Source organism: Saccharopolyspora sp. NPDC002686, assembly GCF_040295745.1.
Taxonomy (GTDB): Bacteria; Actinomycetota; Actinomycetes; order Mycobacteriales; family Pseudonocardiaceae; genus Saccharopolyspora; species Saccharopolyspora oryzae.
The window spans coordinates 1-19,203 of record NZ_JBEOVY010000130.1; the positions used below are offsets into that span (position 1 = coordinate 1).

Annotated in this window: 15 protein-coding genes; 6 read left to right on the plus strand and 9 right to left on the minus strand. The window is 70.1% G+C overall.

Annotation, left to right across the window (positions count from 1 at the left end):
* Positions 1-122: 122 nt before the first annotated feature.
* From ABTZ89_RS18700 to ABTZ89_RS18720, 5 genes are all read right to left on the minus strand, one after another.
* Entirely contained in the window at positions 123-1,223 is a 1,101-nt protein-coding gene (locus ABTZ89_RS18700; protein WP_351046237.1) for a winged helix DNA-binding domain-containing protein, read from the minus strand.
* A 119-nt stretch (positions 1,224-1,342) separates the two neighbouring features.
* Positions 1,343-1,987, minus strand: a complete 645-nt coding sequence (locus ABTZ89_RS18705; protein ID WP_351046240.1) for a permease prefix domain 1-containing protein — start codon at positions 1,985-1,987, stop codon at positions 1,343-1,345.
* Positions 1,984-2,307: a PadR family transcriptional regulator gene (locus ABTZ89_RS18710; protein ID WP_351046243.1), complete on the minus strand. Its 324-nt coding sequence runs from the start codon at positions 2,305-2,307 to the stop codon at positions 1,984-1,986. The genes ABTZ89_RS18705 and ABTZ89_RS18710 overlap by 4 nt, the downstream gene beginning before the upstream one ends.
* A 200-nt stretch (positions 2,308-2,507) precedes the next feature.
* Positions 2,508-3,131 (minus strand): nitroreductase family protein, encoded by a 624-nt coding sequence (locus ABTZ89_RS18715; RefSeq protein ID WP_270947472.1) that lies wholly within the window; start codon positions 3,129-3,131, stop codon positions 2,508-2,510.
* A 62-nt stretch (positions 3,132-3,193) separates the two neighbouring features.
* Positions 3,194-4,333, minus strand: a complete 1,140-nt coding sequence (locus ABTZ89_RS18720; RefSeq protein WP_351046247.1) for a putative hexosyltransferase — start codon at positions 4,331-4,333, stop codon at positions 3,194-3,196.
* 378 nt (positions 4,334-4,711) lie between these two features.
* Between ABTZ89_RS18720 and ABTZ89_RS18725 the strand changes: the two genes are divergently transcribed.
* The 4 genes from ABTZ89_RS18725 (at position 4,712) to ABTZ89_RS18740 (ending at position 8,921) form a co-directional block, all read left to right on the plus strand.
* A complete protein-coding gene (locus ABTZ89_RS18725) occupies positions 4,712-5,980 on the plus strand; it encodes an aspartate kinase (protein WP_270947470.1) in 1,269 nt (422 codons plus the stop codon).
* On the plus strand, positions 5,980-7,032 hold the full coding sequence (locus ABTZ89_RS18730; protein ID WP_270947469.1) for an aspartate-semialdehyde dehydrogenase: 1,053 nt from the start codon (positions 5,980-5,982) through the stop codon (positions 7,030-7,032). The genes ABTZ89_RS18725 and ABTZ89_RS18730 overlap by 1 nt, the downstream gene beginning before the upstream one ends.
* Positions 7,033-7,260: 228 nt before the next feature.
* Positions 7,261-7,407 carry a hypothetical protein gene (locus tag ABTZ89_RS18735; protein ID WP_351046251.1) on the plus strand — a complete coding sequence of 49 codons (147 nt, stop codon included), beginning with the start codon at positions 7,261-7,263 and terminating at the stop codon, positions 7,405-7,407.
* A 38-nt stretch (positions 7,408-7,445) separates the two neighbouring features.
* Positions 7,446-8,921 (plus strand): gluconokinase, encoded by a 1,476-nt coding sequence (locus tag ABTZ89_RS18740; RefSeq protein WP_351046254.1) that lies wholly within the window; start codon positions 7,446-7,448, stop codon positions 8,919-8,921.
* Positions 8,922-9,162: 241 nt separating this feature from the next.
* Here the strand turns inward: ABTZ89_RS18740 and ABTZ89_RS18745 are convergent, their stop codons facing one another.
* From ABTZ89_RS18745 to ABTZ89_RS18755, 3 genes are all read right to left on the minus strand, one after another.
* Entirely contained in the window at positions 9,163-10,911 is a 1,749-nt protein-coding gene (locus tag ABTZ89_RS18745; RefSeq protein WP_351046256.1) for a dynamin family protein, read from the minus strand.
* Positions 10,908-12,722: a dynamin family protein gene (locus ABTZ89_RS18750; RefSeq protein WP_270947466.1), complete on the minus strand. Its 1,815-nt coding sequence runs from the start codon at positions 12,720-12,722 to the stop codon at positions 10,908-10,910. Before ABTZ89_RS18750 ends, ABTZ89_RS18745 begins: the two co-directional genes overlap by 4 nt.
* A 152-nt stretch (positions 12,723-12,874) precedes the next feature.
* The gene (locus ABTZ89_RS18755; protein ID WP_351046259.1) at positions 12,875-14,311 is read right to left on the minus strand and encodes an IniB N-terminal domain-containing protein; all 1,437 of its coding nucleotides are present in this window, start codon (positions 14,309-14,311) and stop codon (positions 12,875-12,877) included.
* A 283-nt stretch (positions 14,312-14,594) separates the two neighbouring features.
* Here ABTZ89_RS18755 and ABTZ89_RS18760 point away from each other — a divergent pair, with 283 nt between their 5' ends.
* Both ABTZ89_RS18760 and ABTZ89_RS18765 read left to right on the plus strand, forming a co-directional pair.
* Entirely contained in the window at positions 14,595-15,959 is a 1,365-nt protein-coding gene (locus ABTZ89_RS18760; RefSeq protein ID WP_351046262.1) for an Hsp70 family protein, read from the plus strand.
* A gap of 19 nt (positions 15,960-15,978) precedes the next feature.
* Positions 15,979-18,411, plus strand: coding sequence for a helix-turn-helix transcriptional regulator (locus tag ABTZ89_RS18765; RefSeq protein WP_351046265.1), 2,433 nt, complete (start codon positions 15,979-15,981; stop codon positions 18,409-18,411).
* Between the two features lie 113 nt (positions 18,412-18,524).
* Here the strand turns inward: ABTZ89_RS18765 and ABTZ89_RS18770 are convergent, their stop codons facing one another.
* Complete coding sequence (locus ABTZ89_RS18770; protein WP_351046268.1) at positions 18,525-19,031, minus strand: hypothetical protein; 507 nt, start codon at positions 19,029-19,031, stop codon at positions 18,525-18,527.
* Between the last annotated feature and the right edge of the window lie 172 nt (positions 19,032-19,203).

Below are 19,203 nucleotides of genomic sequence, written 5' to 3' on the forward strand. Positions count from 1 at the left end.
GGCCACCCCCGCACGTGGTACAGAACCACAGTTTCAATTGAAACTGCGATTCGCCGTGGCTGAGGTTTGCAGTTTCAATTGAAACTGTGGTCCCCAGCGCGGACGGCGGAGCACCAATCCGGTCAGCGAGGTGATGCGGCGATCCGGACGCGGGTGTTCTCGCCGTCGGAGAGGAATGCCGCGAGTTCCCGCCCCTGCTCGGCGACTTCGGTGCGGTCGGTTCGGGAGAAGCGGTGCAGCGGGGTGACGTTCACGGTTCCGTCCACGACGTTCCAGGTCGCTGCGACCCGCCCGTCGACCAGGACGACGCGTTCGCCGGCGACCGACAGGCCGCGGTGGTCGTCATCGATGATCCGGCTGCGGTCCTGGTAGCCGAGGATCGCGTTGTCGAAGGCCGGGAGGAACCGGACCGGTGCGGGCGTGTCGGGATCGGGGCGCGGTGCGTCGGGGAGGTCCAGCAGTTCTCGGCCCCGCTCGTCGCGGAAGGAGATCAGCTCCTCGCGGATCGCGGGCACCGCGCCCGGCAGCCCGGCCAGACCGCACCAAGCGCGCAGGTCGGCCGATGTCGCGGGACCGAACGCGGCGAGGTAGCGCCGCACCAGGGCCTCGCCGACCGGATCGGAGCCGTTCTCGGGCAGCGGGTCGACCTCGCGTCCGAGCCAGGAGGCGACCGGGAGGTTGCGCGCTGCTCCTTTCTGCCGCCAGAGCCCGCGCGGTGGCAGCTGCACCATCGGGATGAGGGCGGCGACCAGCACTTCTCCCAGCGCCCGCGTCCCGGGTTCCGGCCAGCGGTCGGCCAGTGCCCGCGCGAGCTCCGGCATCGAGCGGGGCTCGCCATCGGCCACGACCGCCCGGCCTGCGTCCGCGAGCTCTTCCAGGTCCACCTCGGCGAGCTCGCTGCGGTAGACCCCGAGAACCCGTTGGCGCAGCATCGACCCGTGGCGCGCTCGCCAGGCCAGGGCGTCGTCGGCGGTGACGAGGTGGACGGTCCGGCGCATCAGGTGGGTCCGCACCACGTGCCGCTCGACCAGCAGGTCCGAGAGCACCGCCGGGTCGAACCCGCGCAGCCGGGACCAGAGCCCGACGAACGGTTCCTGCGGTTCCTGCGCCTGCAGGCCGCAGAGGTGCGCGACGGCATCGAGCACCGGCGCGTCGGAGCGGTCGAGCAGCATCTGCCGGGCGAGCGTCGCACGGTTGAGCGCGCGGGCGTCGAGAACGGTCATTGCGGTCTCCCCGCGAGATTTCAACGGTGATCCCTTCGGATTCGAGGAACCGAACAGCACGACCATGCCAGCTGAGCAGGACAGGTCGTGTCCTCGTCTCCGGCAGGGGGAGGGTCGCCCTAGCTGGAGGTTTCGAGTTCGGTGCGGCGGACGCACTCGCGGCAGGCACGGGCCGACAGCGCCAGGACCACGTGCGAGCCGATCGCGATCACGTAGGACACCGCGATCAACGGCCACGCGATGTGCAGCGGCGCCGTCAGCGCCAGCACCACCGCGGCGAACGGCATCGCCACGCTGGCCGTGCCGCACGCCCAGCTCACGAGCGTCGGCAGGCCCTCCGGCACGGGGACCCAGCGGGTCAGGACGCCGGTGGCGGCGAGGGCGCCCACTGCCAGCGCTGCCGCCGTCGTCGCGACGGCGAGCATGAGCTGCGCCGTCGTCGGGAGTTCCCAGTCCTCGGTGGTCCAGGTCAGGTGGCCTGCGGTGATCAGGAATCCGACGACGATGACCAGGTTCGTCGAGGTCTGGCGGGTCTGGGCGATCGTCAGCTCCTGCTGGCAGCTCGGCGCGATCTCGTCGACCGTGCCGAACTCGCGCAGCGCCCGGTCGACGGCCTGCTCGTGCGGGACGCCGCAGCTGGTCTGCGCGTCGATGGTGTCGGCGAGGCCATCGCGGATCTCGTCGACCATCCGCGACTTGACCCGCGCCGGGCCGCGCAGCGCCGCCGACAGCTCCGCCACGTACTGCTCCACGCGGTCGCTCATATCGCACGCCCGGGGGTGAGCACCGAGCCGATCGCACCGGTGAACCACGCGCTCCGCTTGGTTCCCAGGCCGCGGCGCCCGGAGTCGGTGAGCTCGTAGCAGCGCCGACGCCGCTCGCCGATGGACTGCCAGCTGCTGCGCAGCATCCCGAGCCGTTCCAGCCGGTTCAGCGCCGGGTAGATCGTGCCCGTGCGCGTGGCCAGCGCGCCGCCGCTGCGCCGCTGAACAGCGGTGATGATCGCGTAGCCGTGCAGCGGGCCGGATTCGAGCACTGCGAGCAGCAGCCCGTCGAGGTGTCCCCGCACCGCATCAGCCCTCATGGCCCGACACCATAACCGGCGAGGCCTCGGCCGCCCATCCGTTCGTGAGCGTTCTCGCTCACGGGCGGAGGTGCTCTGATCAGCTCGGATCCTTGATGCTCCAGACCGCGTCGACGACCGCTGCGCCCATCTCGCCCAGGCCGAGAAAGCTTGCGCCGGAACCATTTTTGTTGCTCAACTTCGACACCCCTCGCCGCCGGCTAGAACAGCGGCTGGCCCCAGGTGTCGGTGAAGACCAGCTCGTCCAGCGGCTTGCGGATGCGCTGGCGGAGCTCCTTCTCCTGGAGCCGCTCGGGCATGCCCTCCAGCGTTCCGAGGGCGCCGACCGCGACCGCGACGATCGGCTCGAACTCGGCCGGGATGCCGAACTCGGCGCGCGCCGCGTCCCGGTCGAACCCGGCCATCTGGTGCCCGTAGAGCCCCTCGGCCACGGCCTGCAGCACCAGGTTCTCGGTGGCCAAGGCCAGGCCGTACTCGCCGTAGGGCATCGGCTCGCCGTCCTCGTCGACCACCCGGGCCACGCCGATCGCCAACGCGGCGGCGTTGCTGGTCCAGCCCTTGTTCCCGCGCGACAGCGTGCCGTGGATCCGGTCGAAGGTCGGCTCGCCGCGACGCGCCGCGATGTAGCGCGCGGGCTGGGTGTTGCCCCACGACGGAGCCCACCGGGCCGCCTCGAACAGCGCGGTGAACTGCTCGTCGGTCAACGCGGTCGACGGATCCAGCGCTCGCGGGCTCCAGCGCTCGGCCAGCAGCGGGTGCACCGGCACGGAAGTCTCCGCGGGCTTGCTCGCCGGAACCTCCAGCGCGTACTCCTCAGCGGTCACGGCCACCTCCCGGGGTTGTCGCCCGCGAGTCTCGCGTTCCCGGGCCCGGCTGTCCACCGCTGTCAGATCGCGTACTGCCAGGCGGTGAGGGAGTAGGCGCCGAACCAGGAGCCGAAGAAGACGATCAGGACCGCGGTCGTCACCGCCGTGCTCATCCGGCGCCGCGAGAGGCCGATCGCGACCGGGATGAGCAGCGGGAACGCCGGCAGCATCAGGCGGACCTTGGAGTACATCAAGCCGTCCGAACCCAGGTCCAGCACCAGCACCGCGGCGGCGAACAGCAGCAGCGGCCACGGCACCCGGCTGCGCAGCAGCAGCACCAGCAGCACCACGGCGGTCAGCACGATCCACGTCGTGAACGTCTCGAAGACCGACTTGTCCGTGGTCAGCGACTCGAGGACGAACTTCGCGGTCACGACCCCGCCGTCGAAGTGCGACGACCAGCCGCGCTGCTGGAGCGCGAAGTACCCGGTCAAGCTGCTGGTCTGCACCCCGACCCAGCCGATGTAGAGCAGCATCCCGCTCGGCGCGAGCAGCAACGCCAGCCACGGCCGCCAGGTGTCCTTGCGCTGCACGATCGCGATCAGCGCGGCGAGCCCGACCACGCCGATCAGCGCGGCGGCGGTCGGGCGGATCAGGCCGGACGCGGCGCAGCACAGCCCCGCCAGCAGCCAGTTCCGCTCGATGACGCCGATCAGCGCCCAGATCGCCAAGGCGCAGAACAGCGCCTCCGAGTAGGCCATCGACAGCACCACCGACATCGGCGCCGCCGCGAACAGGACCACCAGCAGCAGCCCGACCCCGTCGGACCCGCCGAGCCGCCGGCCCAGCCGCGCCAGCCCGTAGGCCGCGGCGACCCCGCAGGCCAGGCTCGCGATGATCGCGCCGCCGGTCGCGGTGACCCCCGGGATCAGCGCGAACGCCATGATCAGCAGCGGGTAGCCGGGGAAGAACGCCAGCGGCGTCTCCGGATAGCGGTTGCCGAACCCGTCGACCATGCTCGGGTCGACGCCGCCGTAACCGTGCTGGGCGATCTCGAGGTACCACTGCCCGTCCCACGCGCGCAGGTTGTCGAGGAGGGCCTCGTCGTTGGCCGCGGACAGCCAGGCGAGCACCAGCAGGCCGATCAGCCGAATTGCGAGGTAAACCACAGCCGGCGCGGCGGCGATGATCAGCCGGCGCTGCCGGGGTGAGCTGTCCAACAGTCGATCCAGGGACCTGAATCCGGATTGTTTCCGCTGGGTAGCGGTGCTGTTTCCGAAATCTCCCCTGGGTGGCTCGATCGCACCTGGAGTGGTGGACAACCCAGTCCTCCGCGCTTGTCGACAATCGAGGTTCACAGCGTAGTGGCGGAGGCTGGGGCTGGGGTCGGGCGGTATCGGTTCGGTAGGCTAATCCGGCAGCGGAGCGACCTGCTAGAAGGCCGTTTCGGCCGGTCCGGCCGACGCTGCCCGACTGCTGTAGGTCGCTGGGGCATTCCGCGCGCCCTTCGTGGTGCGTCGGCGCTCTTCGCCACCGGTGTCAGTGCGGGGACAACCCGTGCCCGGGACGACCGCAGCGGTCGAGGAGGTTTGTTTCACGTGGCGCTCGTCGTCCAGAAGTACGGCGGTTCCTCGCTCGAGAGTGCCGATCGCATCAAACGGGTGGCCGAACGGATCGTCGAGACCCGCAAAGCGGGCAACGACGTCGTGGTGGTCTGCTCTGCGATGGGTGACACGACGGACGAGCTGCTCGACCTCGCCAAACAGGTCAACCCATCGGGCCCACCCGAGCGCGAGCTCGACATGCTGCTGACCGCCGGGGAGCGGATCTCCAACGCGCTGGTCGCGATGGCAGTCGAGGCGCTCGGCGCCGAAGCCCGCTCGTTCTCCGGGTCGCAGGCCGGGGTGATCACCACCTCGGCGCACCAGAACGCCCGGATCATCGACGTCACGCCCGGCCGGGTGCAGGAGGCGCTGGACCAGGGCCAGGTCGTCCTGGTCGCCGGCTTCCAGGGCGTGGCCCAGGACACCAAGGACATCACCACGCTCGGCCGGGGCGGCTCGGACACCACCGCGGTCGCGGTGGCGGCGGCCATGAACGCCGACGTGTGCGAGATCTACACCGACGTCGACGGCATCTACTCCGCCGACCCGCGCATCGTGTCCAACGCCAAGCGCCTCGATCACATCACCTACGAGGAGATGCTGGAGATGGCGGCCACCGGCGCGAAGGTGCTGCACCTGCGCGCGGTCGAGTACGCCCGCCGCTACGGCGTGCCGCTGCACGTCCGCTCGTCCTACTCGCCCAAGCCCGGTACGACCGTGTCCGGCTCAGTGGAGGATCTTTCCGTGGAACAGGCCATGATCACCGGCGTTTCGCACGACCGGTCGGAGGCGAAGGTCACCGTGCGCGGTGTGCCCGACAACCCCGGCGTCGCGGGCCGGATCTTCCGCGTGGTCGCCGACGCCGAGATCGACATCGACATGGTGCTGCAGAACGTCTCCAGCACCGACTCCGGTCTCACCGACATCACCTTCACCGTGGCGCGCAGCAACGGCGCGGTGGCGGTCGCCGAACTGGAGAAGATCCAGGACGAGGTGGGCTTCTACAAGGTCGTCTACGACGACGAGGTGGGCAAGGTCTCGCTGGTCGGCGCCGGGATGCGCTCGCACCCGGGCGTCACCGCGACCTTCTGCGAGGCGCTGTCCAACGCCGGGGTGAACATCGACATCATCAACACCTCGGAGATCCGCATCTCGGTGCTGATCCAGGACACCCAGCTCGACGACGCCGTCCGTGCGCTGCACGAGGCGTTCGAGCTCGGTGGCGACGAAGAAGCTGTGGTTTACGCGGGGAGTGGTCGCTGATGGCACCGACGCTGGCAATCGTGGGTGCGACCGGCGCGGTCGGCACCGTGATGATCGACATCATCAACAACCGCGAATCGGTGCCGTGGGGCGAGATCCGGTTGATCGCCTCCGCCCGGTCGGCGGGCAAGAAGATCACCGTGCGCGGCGAGGAGCACACCGTCGTGGAGCTCGCGCCGGAGGCGTTCGACGGCGTGGACATCGCGCTGTTCGACGTGCCGGACGAGGTCTCCGCGCAGTGGGCGCCGGTGGCGGCTGAGCGCGGCGCGATCGCGGTGGACAACTCCGGTGCGTTCCGGATGGACCCCGACGTGCCGCTGGTGGTGCCCGAGGTCAACGCCGACAAGGCCGCGGACCGCCCGAAGGGCATCATCGCCAACCCCAACTGCACCACGCTGTCGATGATGGCCGCGCTGGGCGCGCTGCACCGCGAGTTCGGCCTGCGCGAGCTGGTCGTCTCCTCCTACCAGGCCGCTTCCGGTGCTGGTCAGGAAGGCATCGACCGGCTGCAGGCGGAGATCGCCGCGGTGGCGGGCAAGGGCGTCGGGGCGCGCGCCGGTGACGTCGCCGAGGCGCTGGCCGCGGCCGGCCTGCCGGCGGAGACGCCGTTCAAGGCGCCGCTGGCGCTGAACGTGGTGCCGTGGGCGGGTTCGCGCAAGGACGACGGCTGGACCTCGGAGGAGCTGAAGGTCCGCAACGAGTCCCGCAAGATCCTGGGCATCCCGGAGCTGAAGGTCTCCGCGACCTGCGTCCGCGTGCCGGTCGTGACCACGCACTCGCTGGCGGTGCACGCCACCTTCGAGCGCGAGGTGACCGTCGAGCAGGCGCACCGGGTGTTCGAGGCCCAGCCGACGATCGTCCTGCAGGACGACCACGACAACGGCGTCTTCCCGACCCCGGCCGAGGTCGTCGGCGAGGACCCGACCTACGTGGGTCGCGTCCGCCAGGCGCTGGACTTCCCGAACACGCTGGACTTCTTCGTCTGCGGTGACAACCTCCGCAAGGGCGCGGCGCTCAACACCTACGAGATCGCCGAAACCCTCGCGAAGTAACCGCTGGAGCGTTCGAGGCGCCTCCTTCCCGGTGTTCCGGGAGGGAGGCGCCTTTTTCGTGCACCACAACGGATTCAAGGTTCATTCGAACGTGTGTTCAAGCCCAATTCTCCTTGAATCCGCACCGCCCCTCTCGCCACAGTGGACCCGTGGACAACGTCGCGTGGAACTCGTTGATCTCGGACGAATTCGCGGCTCGCCATCGCGAACCGCAGGGAGGAGTGCTGAGTGGAGAGGGCAGTACTGGTGGGCGGAATCAGCGGATGGGGCTCGGGGGGAGGTGGTTCGTGGGTGACGTTCAACGCATTGCTGTGCGGGGTCGCGGCCGGTCCGGTGCGGATTGGCCCTGAGCTGGACGGCTTCTCGGTGCCCTGAGCGCACTGGCTGGTCGGATCGGCGGATAGGTTGGGGGCATGAGCTCTGCCCCGGTTGTTCTCGGCATCGATCTCGGCACCACGGCGACGAAGGTCGTCGCGGCGGGTGTTGACGCTCGCGTGCTGCACCACACCGAGCGCGGGTACCCGCTGCGGACCGACGAGCCCGGTGAGGCGACGCAGGACGCGGTGCAGGTGCGGGACGCCGCGATCGAGGCGTTGGCCGAGTGCGTGGCTTGGGTGAAGGAGCACGGGCACGAGGTGGTCGGGCTGTCGTTCAGCACGGCGATGCACACGCTGGTCGGGCTCGACTCGTCCGGCGCTCCGGCCACGCCGGCGTTCAACTGGGCGGACACCCGCGCGGCCGAGGTCGCGGCGCGGATCCGGTCCGACCACGAGGCGTCCGCCGCGCTGCACCGGGCGACCGGGACTCCGGTCCACACCCAGTCGGTCATGGTGAAGCTGGCCTGGCTGACCGGGAGCCGCCCCGACCTGACCCGTGACGTGGTGCGCTGGTGCGCGCTGAAGGACTTCGTCGTCGCGGACTTCGTCGGGGAGCTCGTCACCGAGTACTCGCTGAGCTCGGGCAGCGGACTGCAGAACATGTCCACGCTGCAGTGGCACGAGCCGGCGCTGGCGGTCGCGGGCATCCGCGCCGAACAGCTGCCGGAGATCCACTCGCCGACGACGACCATGCCGCTGAAATCGCAGGTCGCGAAGGCTGTTGGGCTGCCGGAGGGGCTGCCGGTCGTGCTCGGCGGCGGTGACGGTCCGCTGGCCAACCTCGGGGTCGGCGCGGTGAATCCGGGCGTGGCTGCGCTGTCGCTGGGCACCAGCGGGGCGCTTCGCGTGACCCGCGACAAGCCGGGCGTGGACGAGCGGTGCCGGACGTTCAGCTACGCGCTGGCCGACGGGCTGTGGGTGATCGGCGGGGCCGTGAGCAACGGCGGTGTCGCGGCGCAGTGGGCGTCCGAGGCGTTCGGCGTGGACGTGGCGGACCTGCTGGAGGAAGCCGCGGCCGTGCCGCCCGGTGCGGAAGGGCTGATCGCCCTGCCGTACCTGCTCGGCGAGCGCGCGCCGTGGTGGGAACCGGGCCTGACCGGCTCGTTCCTGGGGCTGAGGCGCTCGCACGGACGCGCCCAGATGACCCGCGCGGTCATCGAAGGCGTGGCGCAGCAGCTCGCGCTGGTGCTCGACGCGGTGCGCGACTCCGGGGCGGACGTGCACGCGGTGCGGGCCACCGGCGGCGGCTTCCGGAGCCGGGTCTGGGCGGACGCCATCGCCTCGGCGCTCGACATCGAGCTGGACCTGGCGGAGGGCAGCGGCGGCTCGGGTCTCGGCGCGGTGCTGCTCGCCTGGCGAGCCCTCGGTGAGTTCGACTCGCTGGAGCGAGCCGCCGAACTCGTGGTGCCGGAAGGCAAGGCCACTCCGAACCCGGAGGCGGCCCGCCTGATGGCGAGTCGGCGACCACTGGTCGAGCGCCTCCACGAAACCATCCGCGACCTGCCCCTTTGATCCGGAGCGGTGCACGCCGCCGGCCGGGTGAGCCGAGCGCCACTCCGCATTTTTCTTGACTCATTCCAGAGTGTTCGTGCGATACTGATGACCAGCTGCTGACTGCGGCAACCACCACGCACGAAGGCCTGGAAGCCCCCGACTTCCAGGCCTCCTTGCTTTTCAGGTCGATCGCTCCCGGCGGCCGGCGGTGACCGCCGGGAAATCCGGGAGCCGGTGCAGATGAGTCCACTGTGGATGATCAGTGGCGCGAGTGGGCCCCTGGGGAGTCTGGACCGCCTTGGGGGGCTTGGTGCTCTTCGCGGCGGCGACGGCCTTGCCGGGGTTCGCTGCGGGGCTGGACTATCTGCGTTTGTCCTGGCCGGGGGTAGGACTGGGCGTCCTGGGAAGGCGCGGATCGGGCGCGCCGACCCTGCTGGGGTTGTGCGGCCTGCGCGGGTTGATGCTGCGCGGCTTGCGGCTGCGCGGCGTGTGGCTGCGCGGCGTGTGGCTGCGCGGCGTGTGGCTGGGCCGCCTGAGCCGCTTGGGCGGGTTGGGCGGCCTGGTTGACGATCAGGCGTTCGCAGCTGCGCAGGACCGTGCGGACCGCTTCGCGGTGAATGCGGTCGTGCAGCGGGTTCACCGACTGCACGCGCCAGCGCGCCAACGCCGCTGCCGCTTCGCCGGCCAGGTCCGCCGTCAGCGTCGTTTCGTCGCGGCCCAGCCGCTCCTGCGGGCTCGTGCCGAACGCGCCCAAGAGGCGCTTCGCCTCCGCCTGGAGCGGGCGCGCGAAGCGCACCTGGCCGGAGTCCAGCTCGGACAGCAGCCGCAGCTCGTTCCACTCGTGCGCGTTGGCCAGCAGCCGCTCGAACTCGCCGCGCAGCTGCTGCACGCCGGGACGGGGATTGGCGCGCAGCACCATGTCCACCGCCAGCATCGCCGAGCGGGCGCGCAGCGCGTCCTGGCGCTCCACGAACTGCTGGTGCACGGTTTCGTGCAGCGAGTTCAGGCCGCTCTCCTCGAGCAGCGCCGACCGCAGCTTCTTCGGCTCCGTCGTGCCGCTGCGCAGCAGTGTCAGCGCGCGCTCCAAGCCGAACTGCCCGAACCGCTCGAACAGCTGCTGCCGGATGGTCCCGGGAATCGACTCGATCTTGCTGTTGATGAACCGGTCCGCGGACAGCAGCAGCGCTTCCAGGTCGTTCTGGGACAGCCGGGCGAGGTTGCCCAGCGCGGTGAACTCCTCGTCGGTCATCGTCGCCACCGCCTGCCCGAGCAGGCCGACCACCGGGATCAGGTGTTGCGCGAACGAGCGCAGGGTCGGGTCGTTGCGGTAGCGCTCGGCGATCCGCTCGGCAGCTTGCAGCGCTTCCGGTCCGCCGCTGCCGGTTTCGTCGGCGCGGGAGAACGCGACGATCGTGCTGATCGGGACGCTGCGGGCGGTTTGCAGCTCGTTGACCGACTGCAGGAACTGCAGGTCCGTCTGCCGCGGGTAGCGCGTCAGGTACAGCACGGCGTCGGCCTCGGACAGGATCTGCGCCAGCGCTGATCGCCCGGTCTCCTGCACCGCGGCCGAGGCCACGCCCGGCGTCTCGATCAGGGTGATCGCTTGCAGTCCCGGGGTGGGCGATTCGATCACCAGCCGCGAGACCTCGTCGGGCCGCCAGTGCTGCAGGTCGCGGATGGTGCCCGCGTCCAATGTGGACACCGGGACGTTCTGCACCGCGCCGTGCGGGGTGTGGATCAGGATCTTCGGCTCGGGCCCGTACTGGTAGAACGTGCTGACCTGGGTGCGCTCCTCGGCGTCGGTGGGGGCGAGCTCGGCGCCGACCAGCGCGTTGATCAGCGTCGACTTGCCCGCCTTGACCCGCCCGCTGACGGCGATGCGCAGCGGTTGGTCGAGCCGTTCCAGCCGCCCGCGCAGCCAGGTCGACGTGCGCGGGTCGTCGCGGTAGAAGGTCATCGTGCGGATCAGCAGCGCACGGGCGCGGTCCAGCAGCGCTTCGCCCGTCATGCCGCGGTGATCCGCTTCTGGGTGAGCATGGTGACCTGGCGGCGCAGCGAGGTGATCTCCTCCAGCTTCTGCCGGATCTCCCGCGCGCGCTGGTCGCGGTCCACGGCGCTGCGCTCCGCGGAGCGCTTGATCTCCTGGATGGCCCGGCTGACCTCGGCCTGGGCGTCTTCGGTGATCTGCATGTAGTGGCTGTGCAGTCCTCGGTGCACGGTGCGGATGGCGGTCTTGGCCTCCCGGTTGACGTGGAAGATGACCTGCTCCACGTGGCGCTGCACGGAGGTCTTGACCTCGGCCTGTCGGCGGCGCAACCGCGAATCCTTCTCCTCGTCGAGGCTCTTGACGCCGAGCAGCACGCCCGCCGAGATCGACACGACGTTGAACAGCCCGAGGCCCAGGCCGAGCGAGGTCATCATGCCGAACATCAGCACACCGCCGTAGGAACCGCGCAAACCGGTGAGGAGCTGGTCGGACTTCTTGTACTCGGAGCGCGCCGGCAGCTTCACCTCCGGCACTTCGTCCAGCGGGTCCGGCGGCTTGATGCGGTCCAGCTCAGGAGCGTTGGCGTCGTGCTCGGCGCGCATCTCCTCGGCGACGATCTCGGCGAGCTGCGCCCGTCGTTCTTCCAGCCACTGGAAGGTTTCCACGATCGCATCGGTGAGCCGGTCGGCGAGCCACGCCCGGAACTCGTCCCAGACCACCAGCGGGTCGGCGGTCTCGAAGATCTCGTTGGCCTCATGCATGACGGCCCAGCTGCGCTCGCGGAAGTCGAACTCGATGTCGGCGTAGAGCTCGGAGATGCCGTCGTTGAGCGCCTTCTGCCAGCGGTTGGAGACGCGGCGCAGGTCTTCGGCGCGGCGCTGCGCGGTTTCCAGCTCGACCAGGGTTTCCGCCGCGGTGCGCGGGTTCTGCGCGGCGAGTTCGGCCTTCAGCGAGTCGTTGACCTGGGTCAGCGCTTCGGAAACGTTGTGCGCGACCAGGCGCCGGGTGAATTGCTCGTGCTTGCCGGCCAGTTCGGTCTGCAGGTATTCCACCAGCGGTGGAAATCCGGATTCCGCGTTGAGCGTGCTGTTCTTGGCCTGCATCGCGCGCATCCGGATGTTGGACGAGACCGGGAAGAGCTTGGCCGAGATGCCCGCGTTCTCCAGGTGCCTGCGGTTGACCTCCAGGACTTTCCGCCAATGCGGGGTGCGGTCGATCTTGGGCATCACCAGCGCGACGTTCGGGCACAGCGCGGTGGCCTGCTTGAGGAACGAGAGCTCGTTGGTGGTCAGCTCCTGGGTGGCGTCGGAGACCATCAGCAGCGCGTCGGCCTCGGCGACCACGGCCAGCGTCGTGGCGGTCAGCGACGAGGACACGCTGCCGACGCCGGGGGTGTCCATCAGCGCGAGTCCGTTTTTCAGCACTGCGCGTGGAATGCCGACTTCGCCCCGGGTGACGGGGCGTCCGCTTTCGAGCGCGCGGTCCAGGTGTTCGCGAACCTGCTCGATCGGCACCGGCATGCGGTCCAGCGCCGCCGGGCCCTGCCGCGGTTCGTGCTCGATGAGCAGCGCGGTGGGTTCGTCGGCGTAGCGCACGAGGGTGGGCACGGTGGTGGTGACGTCGTCGCCGGAAGCGCACACCGGGGCGTTGACCATCGCGTTGACCAGCGCGCTCTTGCCCTGCTTCGATTCACCGACGACCAGCACGAGTTGGGTCGGATCCAGCACTCTGGTCCGGATTTGGCGCAGGCGGTTGTGCAGATCCGCGCGCTGCTGCTCGGCGCATTCCGCAGTCGCGCGATCGATCAGTTCCACCAACGCCGTCTCGATCACGGCGTCGATTGTGGCGGCTCGTAGCGAATAGATAAACCCGATCGGTCGAACTCACACCGATTTGGTCGCCCACCGTCGTCGAAATGCCGTGGAAATGCACCGAATGCCGGGATCCGCTCGCACGGATCCCGGCATTCGGTCGCTCACTGCGTTCAGAGCAGGCCGTGGTCCAGCGGCAGCGCCGAGGTGGCGGTGTCGGCGACCTCGCCGACGACCGGCAGGCTGCTGACGGTGTCGGTGACGGTCTCGACCGGGGCGGCGGCCGGGACCGCGGAGGTCACGTCGTCGACCGGCAGGGCGGAGGTGACGTCGTGGACCGCCGGCAGCGCGGAGGTCACGTCGCCGACCGGCAGGGCCGAGGTGACGTCGTCGACCGGGAGGGCCGAGGTCGCGTCGTCGACCGGCAGGGCGGAGACGTCGCCGGTGTCGGCGATGGCGCCGACCGCGTCGCCCACGACCGGGACGTTGCTGGCCACGCCGCCGACCACGCCGACCGCGTCGCCGGCGACCGGGATGTCGCCCGCGATGCTGGTGACGTTGCCCGCCACGCCGCCGACCACACCGGTCACGTCGGTGACGTCACCGTTGAGGGCGGTGTCGGCGATGTTGCCGACGACCGGGGCGCTGGTCACGGTGTCGCCAACGGTGTTGACGACGTCGCCGACGACCGGGGCGTTGCTGGCGATCTCGCCGACGTTGCCCACGATGTCGCCCACGACCGGGGCGTTCGAGACGATCTCGGTCACGCTGCCGCCGTTCGCGACGTTGGTGACGTCACCCAGCACGTTGCCGACGTTCAGGTCGCCCGCGACGTTGGTGATGTCGCCGGTGGCGACGTTGCCGACCACGTTGGTCACGTCGCCGTAGACCAGGGAGCCCGCACCGGCGGTCAGGTCGACGGTGGTGTCGAAGACGTGGTTGGTGGTCTCGTTGATCTCGGTGACCGAGCCGTAGGTCAGGTCGCCCGCGACGCTGGTGACGTCACCCAGGGACAGGCTGTCGCCGACCTGGCCGACGGTGTTGCCCACCGTGTTGCCGATGACGTTGTCGCTGCCGATGCTGTTGTCGCTCAGCACGTGGTGGATGCTGATCAGGTTGTGCGAGTCGTTCTGCTCGATGTCGACGTCGACGTTGTTGGTCGGGGCCTGCGGCTCGGGCAGGTTGGCGTCGACGTCGCTGTCCTTGCCGAAGTCGGCCGGCTGGGGGATGTTCTGCAGCATGCTCTGCTCTTCCTGATCTAGTGGGTGTGCGGGATGCAGTTCGTTGAACGCGACAGCCTGGGAGCTCGCAGCGAACTTCTCGACGCTGCTCTGGAGTGAGCGCCCGTACTCCGTCACCACCTCGACCGGCGCGTAGTCGAGGACCAGCGACGTGGCGTGCAGGACGTCCGTCGCGCTCATCGCCCCGAGCCCGGCCTGATCCAGCGTGGCTTGCGGATCGGCGTCGAAGGCCGACCGGGAAGCCGGGTCGCTGACGAGGCGCGTGAGGAACTCGTACAGCGTTGGCTGGTCCGGGTGGCCGGTGGAGTGCGTCCCGGGGTCTGGAGTTGAGGACTCGGCCCGATCGGTCGCGTGCTGAGGGCTCACCATCGTTGGGCCTCCCGATGCTCAGCTTGCTCGCCTGCGGTTTCCGAGTGAGGTCACGAGGTCCTCACCCCTGCGGCGATCACGCTATTGGGCGGGAGGCCCCTAGCCATCGGGTACGACTCCTAGTCACTGAAACCTCTATTAGGGGATCCACTAGGTGGTCCGTTAGGGGATCAGTTGGGGTATCTGATACCTGTGCGTAACCGAGCGCGCGCTAAATTGTGTCCAACCCGCGCCGCCATCGGTATCGCCCGATGGTGGCCGATCGGTGACACGAAGGGATTGCATGCCTTACGTCCTGGGCGTTCATCTGGGTGCGACGGCGACGACGGCCGCCATCGCCCGCCGCGACGGCAGCCGCTGGGCTGCGGCGACGCCGGTCCCGCTGGCCGCGGGGCCGGTGGTGCCGACCGTGCTGTGCAAGGTGCAGGACGGGTCGTTCGTGGCAGGGGAAGCAGCCCAGCGGCAGGAGATCGCGCACCACGAGTGGGTGGCGAGGGGGTTCACCGCGAGACTCGGCGACGACCTGCCGCTGCTGGTGGGCAGCGATTTCGTCCCCGCCCAGCGCTTGGTCGCGACCATGGTCGAGTGGGTCGCCGACGTGGTGGCGGGCAAGCAGGGGCACCCGGCCGAGCACATCGCGATCGCGCACAGCGCCACCTGGGGACCGCACCGGATCCGCCTCGTGCAGCAGGCCCTGGCGCAGCTCGGGCTGAACGAGGTCACGATGGTCCCGGAACCGATGGCGGTGGCGCTGGACTACGTCGCCAAGCAGCGGGTTCCCGAGCACGAACCGATCGCGGTGGCCAACATCGGCGGCAGCGGGATGGATGCGACCGTGCTCCGCCGCAGGCAGCGCGGGTTCGAGGTGATCGGTTCCTCGCTGACCGCGGAGCACCCCAGCGGCCAGGACCTGGACGACGAGATCTTCGGCGCGGTGCGCGCGGAATTCGGCGACCAGCTCGACGCCCTGGACCTCGACGATCTCAACCACCGGGCGGCACTGGCCCACCTGCGCGCCGAGTGCGTCCGGGCGAAGGAAGCGCTGTCGCACCAGGCCGGGGCGCAGATCCGGGTGGAACTTCCCGGTGTGCGCACCGAGTTCGCGATCTCCCGCGCCCGGTACGAGAAGCTCGTCCGACCCCACCTGGAGCGGGTGCCGGAATTGGTCCTGCAGGCGGTGCAGTCGGCGACGCTGTCCCAGGAGGATCTGGACGCGGTGGTGCTGGCCGGTGGCACGGCTCGGGTTCCGCTGCTCAAGCAGCTGGTCGCCGAGCGGTTGGCGGTGCCGCCGCAGGTCGACGTCTCGCCGGAGCTGGCGGCGGCCAGCGGTGCGGCATCGGCCGCGGTGCAGCTGCTCTCCACGGACAGCGAGGAGGGTTCGGTCTCCGAGACCAGCGTGCTGATGCGCATCGAGGGGTCGGACTTCGACGAGGAGGAGGTCGAGATCCCGGAGGCGCCGCGACCGCCGGTCGAGGTGGAGCCGATGCCGTTGGACCCCCCCGATGAGGATCGCAAGCGACGCTTCAAGATCATTAAGCTGTCGGTGGCGGCGGTGCTGATCATCGGCGGCCTGCTGCTCACCTTCTTCGGGCCGAATCCTCCGACGGGCGGCGGCTTGCTGGGGCTCTTCCAGCACATGCGCCAATGACGCAACAAGGACTGCAGGCGTGAACCAATCGACGACCTCCCTGCTGGACGGTCACGCGGCCGGGCTCCGGTCGGCGGTCGCCACGGCCCCGACCGCGCCCATCACCGCAGGTGTCCAAGGCCCTGGCGGCTACGGGAAGACCGCGCTGCTGGCCGAGCTCGCGCACGCCTACCGCGCCGCCGGGGTTCCGGTGCTCGGCGCGGCGGACCTGGACCGGGCGAGCGAGGGTGCGGTGCTGGTCGACGACGCGCACCGCCTCGACCCGTCCGTGCTCGGTCAGCTCGTCGAGGTCGCCCGGCAGCCGGGAGCGCGCCTGCTGGTCGCCTACCGGCCGGGTCCGCGGCCCGAGGCGCTGGCCGAGCTGATCGGCGAGCTCGGCGCGCCGGTGCTGCTCTCCCTGCTCAGCCAGGAAGAACTGGCCGTGCAGGTCGGAACCGCTCCTGCCGACTGGATTCGCTGGCTGCACGCGCAGACCGGTGGCGTTCCCCGCTACGTGAGCAGGGTCCTGGCCGCCGCCGAGCCGGGTGTCGCGAAACTCCCCGCGCGTGCGCTCGACCAGTTCCAGCACGACTTGGACCGGCTCGGCGAGGCCGGGCGGGCGTGCGTGACGGCGATGGCGGTCGGCGCGACCCCGCACCCGGACCTGCTCGCGGCGCTGCTCGACCTGGACGCCGCGACGGTCGGAGCGGCGCTGTCGGCGGTGCGATCCGGGGGCATGGTGGTGGCCGACGACGTGCTGCTGCCGATCGTGCGGGCGGCCGTGCTGCGGCTGACGCCGTGGGAGCGCCGGCTCCAGATCACCCGCCGCCTGGTCGAAACCCAGCTGGCCCGGGGCGGTCCGGTGCTGCCGCTGGTCAGCCCGCTGCTCGGCGCCGAGGTCGCGTTGCTGCCGGAAGCGACGCTGGCCAAGGCCTTCGAACAGGCCGGGGAAGAAGCCCTGCTGGACGCGCCGAAGTTGGCGCCGCGCCTGTTCGACGCGGCTGTGTCGGCGGGCGCGCCGGCCGCTTCCCTGAGCGCGCGGCGCGCGCGGGCCGCAGCCGTGGCGGGGGAGCTGGACGAGGCGCTGCGGCTGGCGGATCAGGTGATCGTGGACTCCGCGGTGCCGGACCGGGAGATCGGCGTGCAGGTCGCGGCGAGCGTGCTGGCGCAGCGCGGATTGCTGGAGCGGTCTGCGGAGATGTGCCGCTGGTCGGTGGGACGGCTGCGGTGGGCGGGTGACCGGGAGTTCGCGGCAGTCGGCCTGATAGGGGTCGGGCGGTTGGCCGATGCCGACGACGTGCTGGGGTCGTCCGACGACGCCGGTCCGCCGACGTCGATGACCGGCGCTGCTGTCCAATTGGCCGCTGGGGTCCGGGAATCCGTCACGGGATCGGCTTCTGCGGCGCTGTCCGCTCTGGTGCGCGCGGCGTCGTTGTCGGAGCCGGTGGGGCGAGGCGTGCTGCTGCCGGATTCGCCCGCGTCGGTGGCGGCGCTGGTCGCCCTGCACTGCGGAGAACTGGACGTCGCCGAGTCCACATTGGACCGTGCGATCGGTTCCGGTGCCGGAGGCCCGCTGCTGAGCGCCCGGCACCGCCTGCTGGCGGCGTGGTTGCCGCTGGTGCGCGGCGACACGGTGGCCGCGCGCGCGAAGCTGCCGACGGGTACGACGACGGCCCGGGACCGGCTGCTCGCGACCGCGATCGAAGCCGGAATCGCCAGCCGGGACAACGACATGGCGGCGCTCGCCGCCGCCCGCGGCCAGGCCCGCCAGGTCGTCGCCGAGCACTCGGTGGACCTGTTCGCGCTGATGCCGCTGGGGGAGCTGGTGGTCGCGGCGGCCCGCCTGCGCGACCTGGACTGGATCGACCCCTACCTGACCGAGGCGCTGTCCCTGCTCGAACGCCTCGGAAACCCTCCGCTGTGGACGTCGATGCTGACCTGGAAGCGCCTCCAGGCGTCGATCGTGCTCGACGAACTGGACACGGCCCAGCAGCGCTCGGCGGAACTGTCCGGCATGGCCCACCACAACCCGCTCGCAGCGGCGATGGCGGAAGCTTCCCGAGTATGGCTGGGAATCCTCGCCGGCCAGGTCGACCAGGACGAAGTGGAACGAACCGCACGCGCCCTGCACGCAGCGGGTCTCGCCTGGGACGGCGCCCGCCTAGCGGGCCAAGCGGCGATCCGCACGGCAGACCGCCGAGCGATGCTCGCCCTCCTGGAATGCGCCCGAGCGCTGCAGGGCAAACCACCCCGCCCGCGCGCAGTCCGCGGCGACGAGAACGGCCTGCTCAGCGAGCGCGAGAAGGAAGTGGCCGAACTGGTCCTGGCGGGCCTGACCTACAAGCAGGTCGGCAAACGCCTCTTCATCTCGGCGAAAACGGTGGAACACCACATAAGCCGGATCAAACAACGCCTCGGCTGCACCAACCGAGAAGACCTCCTCAACCGCCTCCGAGAACTCCTCGGCCAGTAGCGCAAGCTGCTCCGCCCTGTTCGTGAGTGTTTTGGGGCGCCATGACACCCCAAACCACTCACGAACCCACCACCGCGGGTGCCTGTCGACCTAGCTGGACAGGCCGGTGTGATTCAGAGTTTCCCCATCACCAGGCCGCGCCAAGTCCATCCGGCACCGGTGACGGCTTCCTGCAAGGGAGACTTCAACTCGCCTGCGGAAAACGTTCGTCGGGATTCCTCGGCCAACTTTCCCTGCCCGTCACGCGCGAAGGTGGCGTTGTAGGACTTCTTGTTGATCTGGCCCCGTGCGCACCTCAACGCCAACGTCAGTTGCGGAGTTCCCCGCATCCACGTGACTGACCACTCCTGGTCCGCAGAACGAACCTGGTGCCTCGACGCATCCAGCCGCATCAACGTCCTGCCGACCGTCGCCGCATTGCCGAAGTAGCCGTACCAGTTCGCATCGGCGATCTTCCACTCGGCGACCAAGTCGACGTTCTCCGGTCGCCCGTCACGAACCACGAACGGCCTGTCCGGCCCGTTGACACCGAGAAGTGCTGCGCGAACGACCTCGACGGACTGCGGTGAAATCTCGCTCAAGGGTCGTTTGGTCCCGGTGAGCCAGTCAAGCAGTCGCATCGCACCCCCTGCATGAGTTCCAGGTGGAGCTGGCCGGAGAACTCCTCGGCCAGTAGTACAAGCTGCTCCGCCCTGTTCGTGAGTGGTTTGGGGCGCCATGACACCCCGAACCACTCACGAACGAGCTCGGCGCAGCGCAGTGATTCCCGTGAGTCTTTTGGGCTGCCATGGC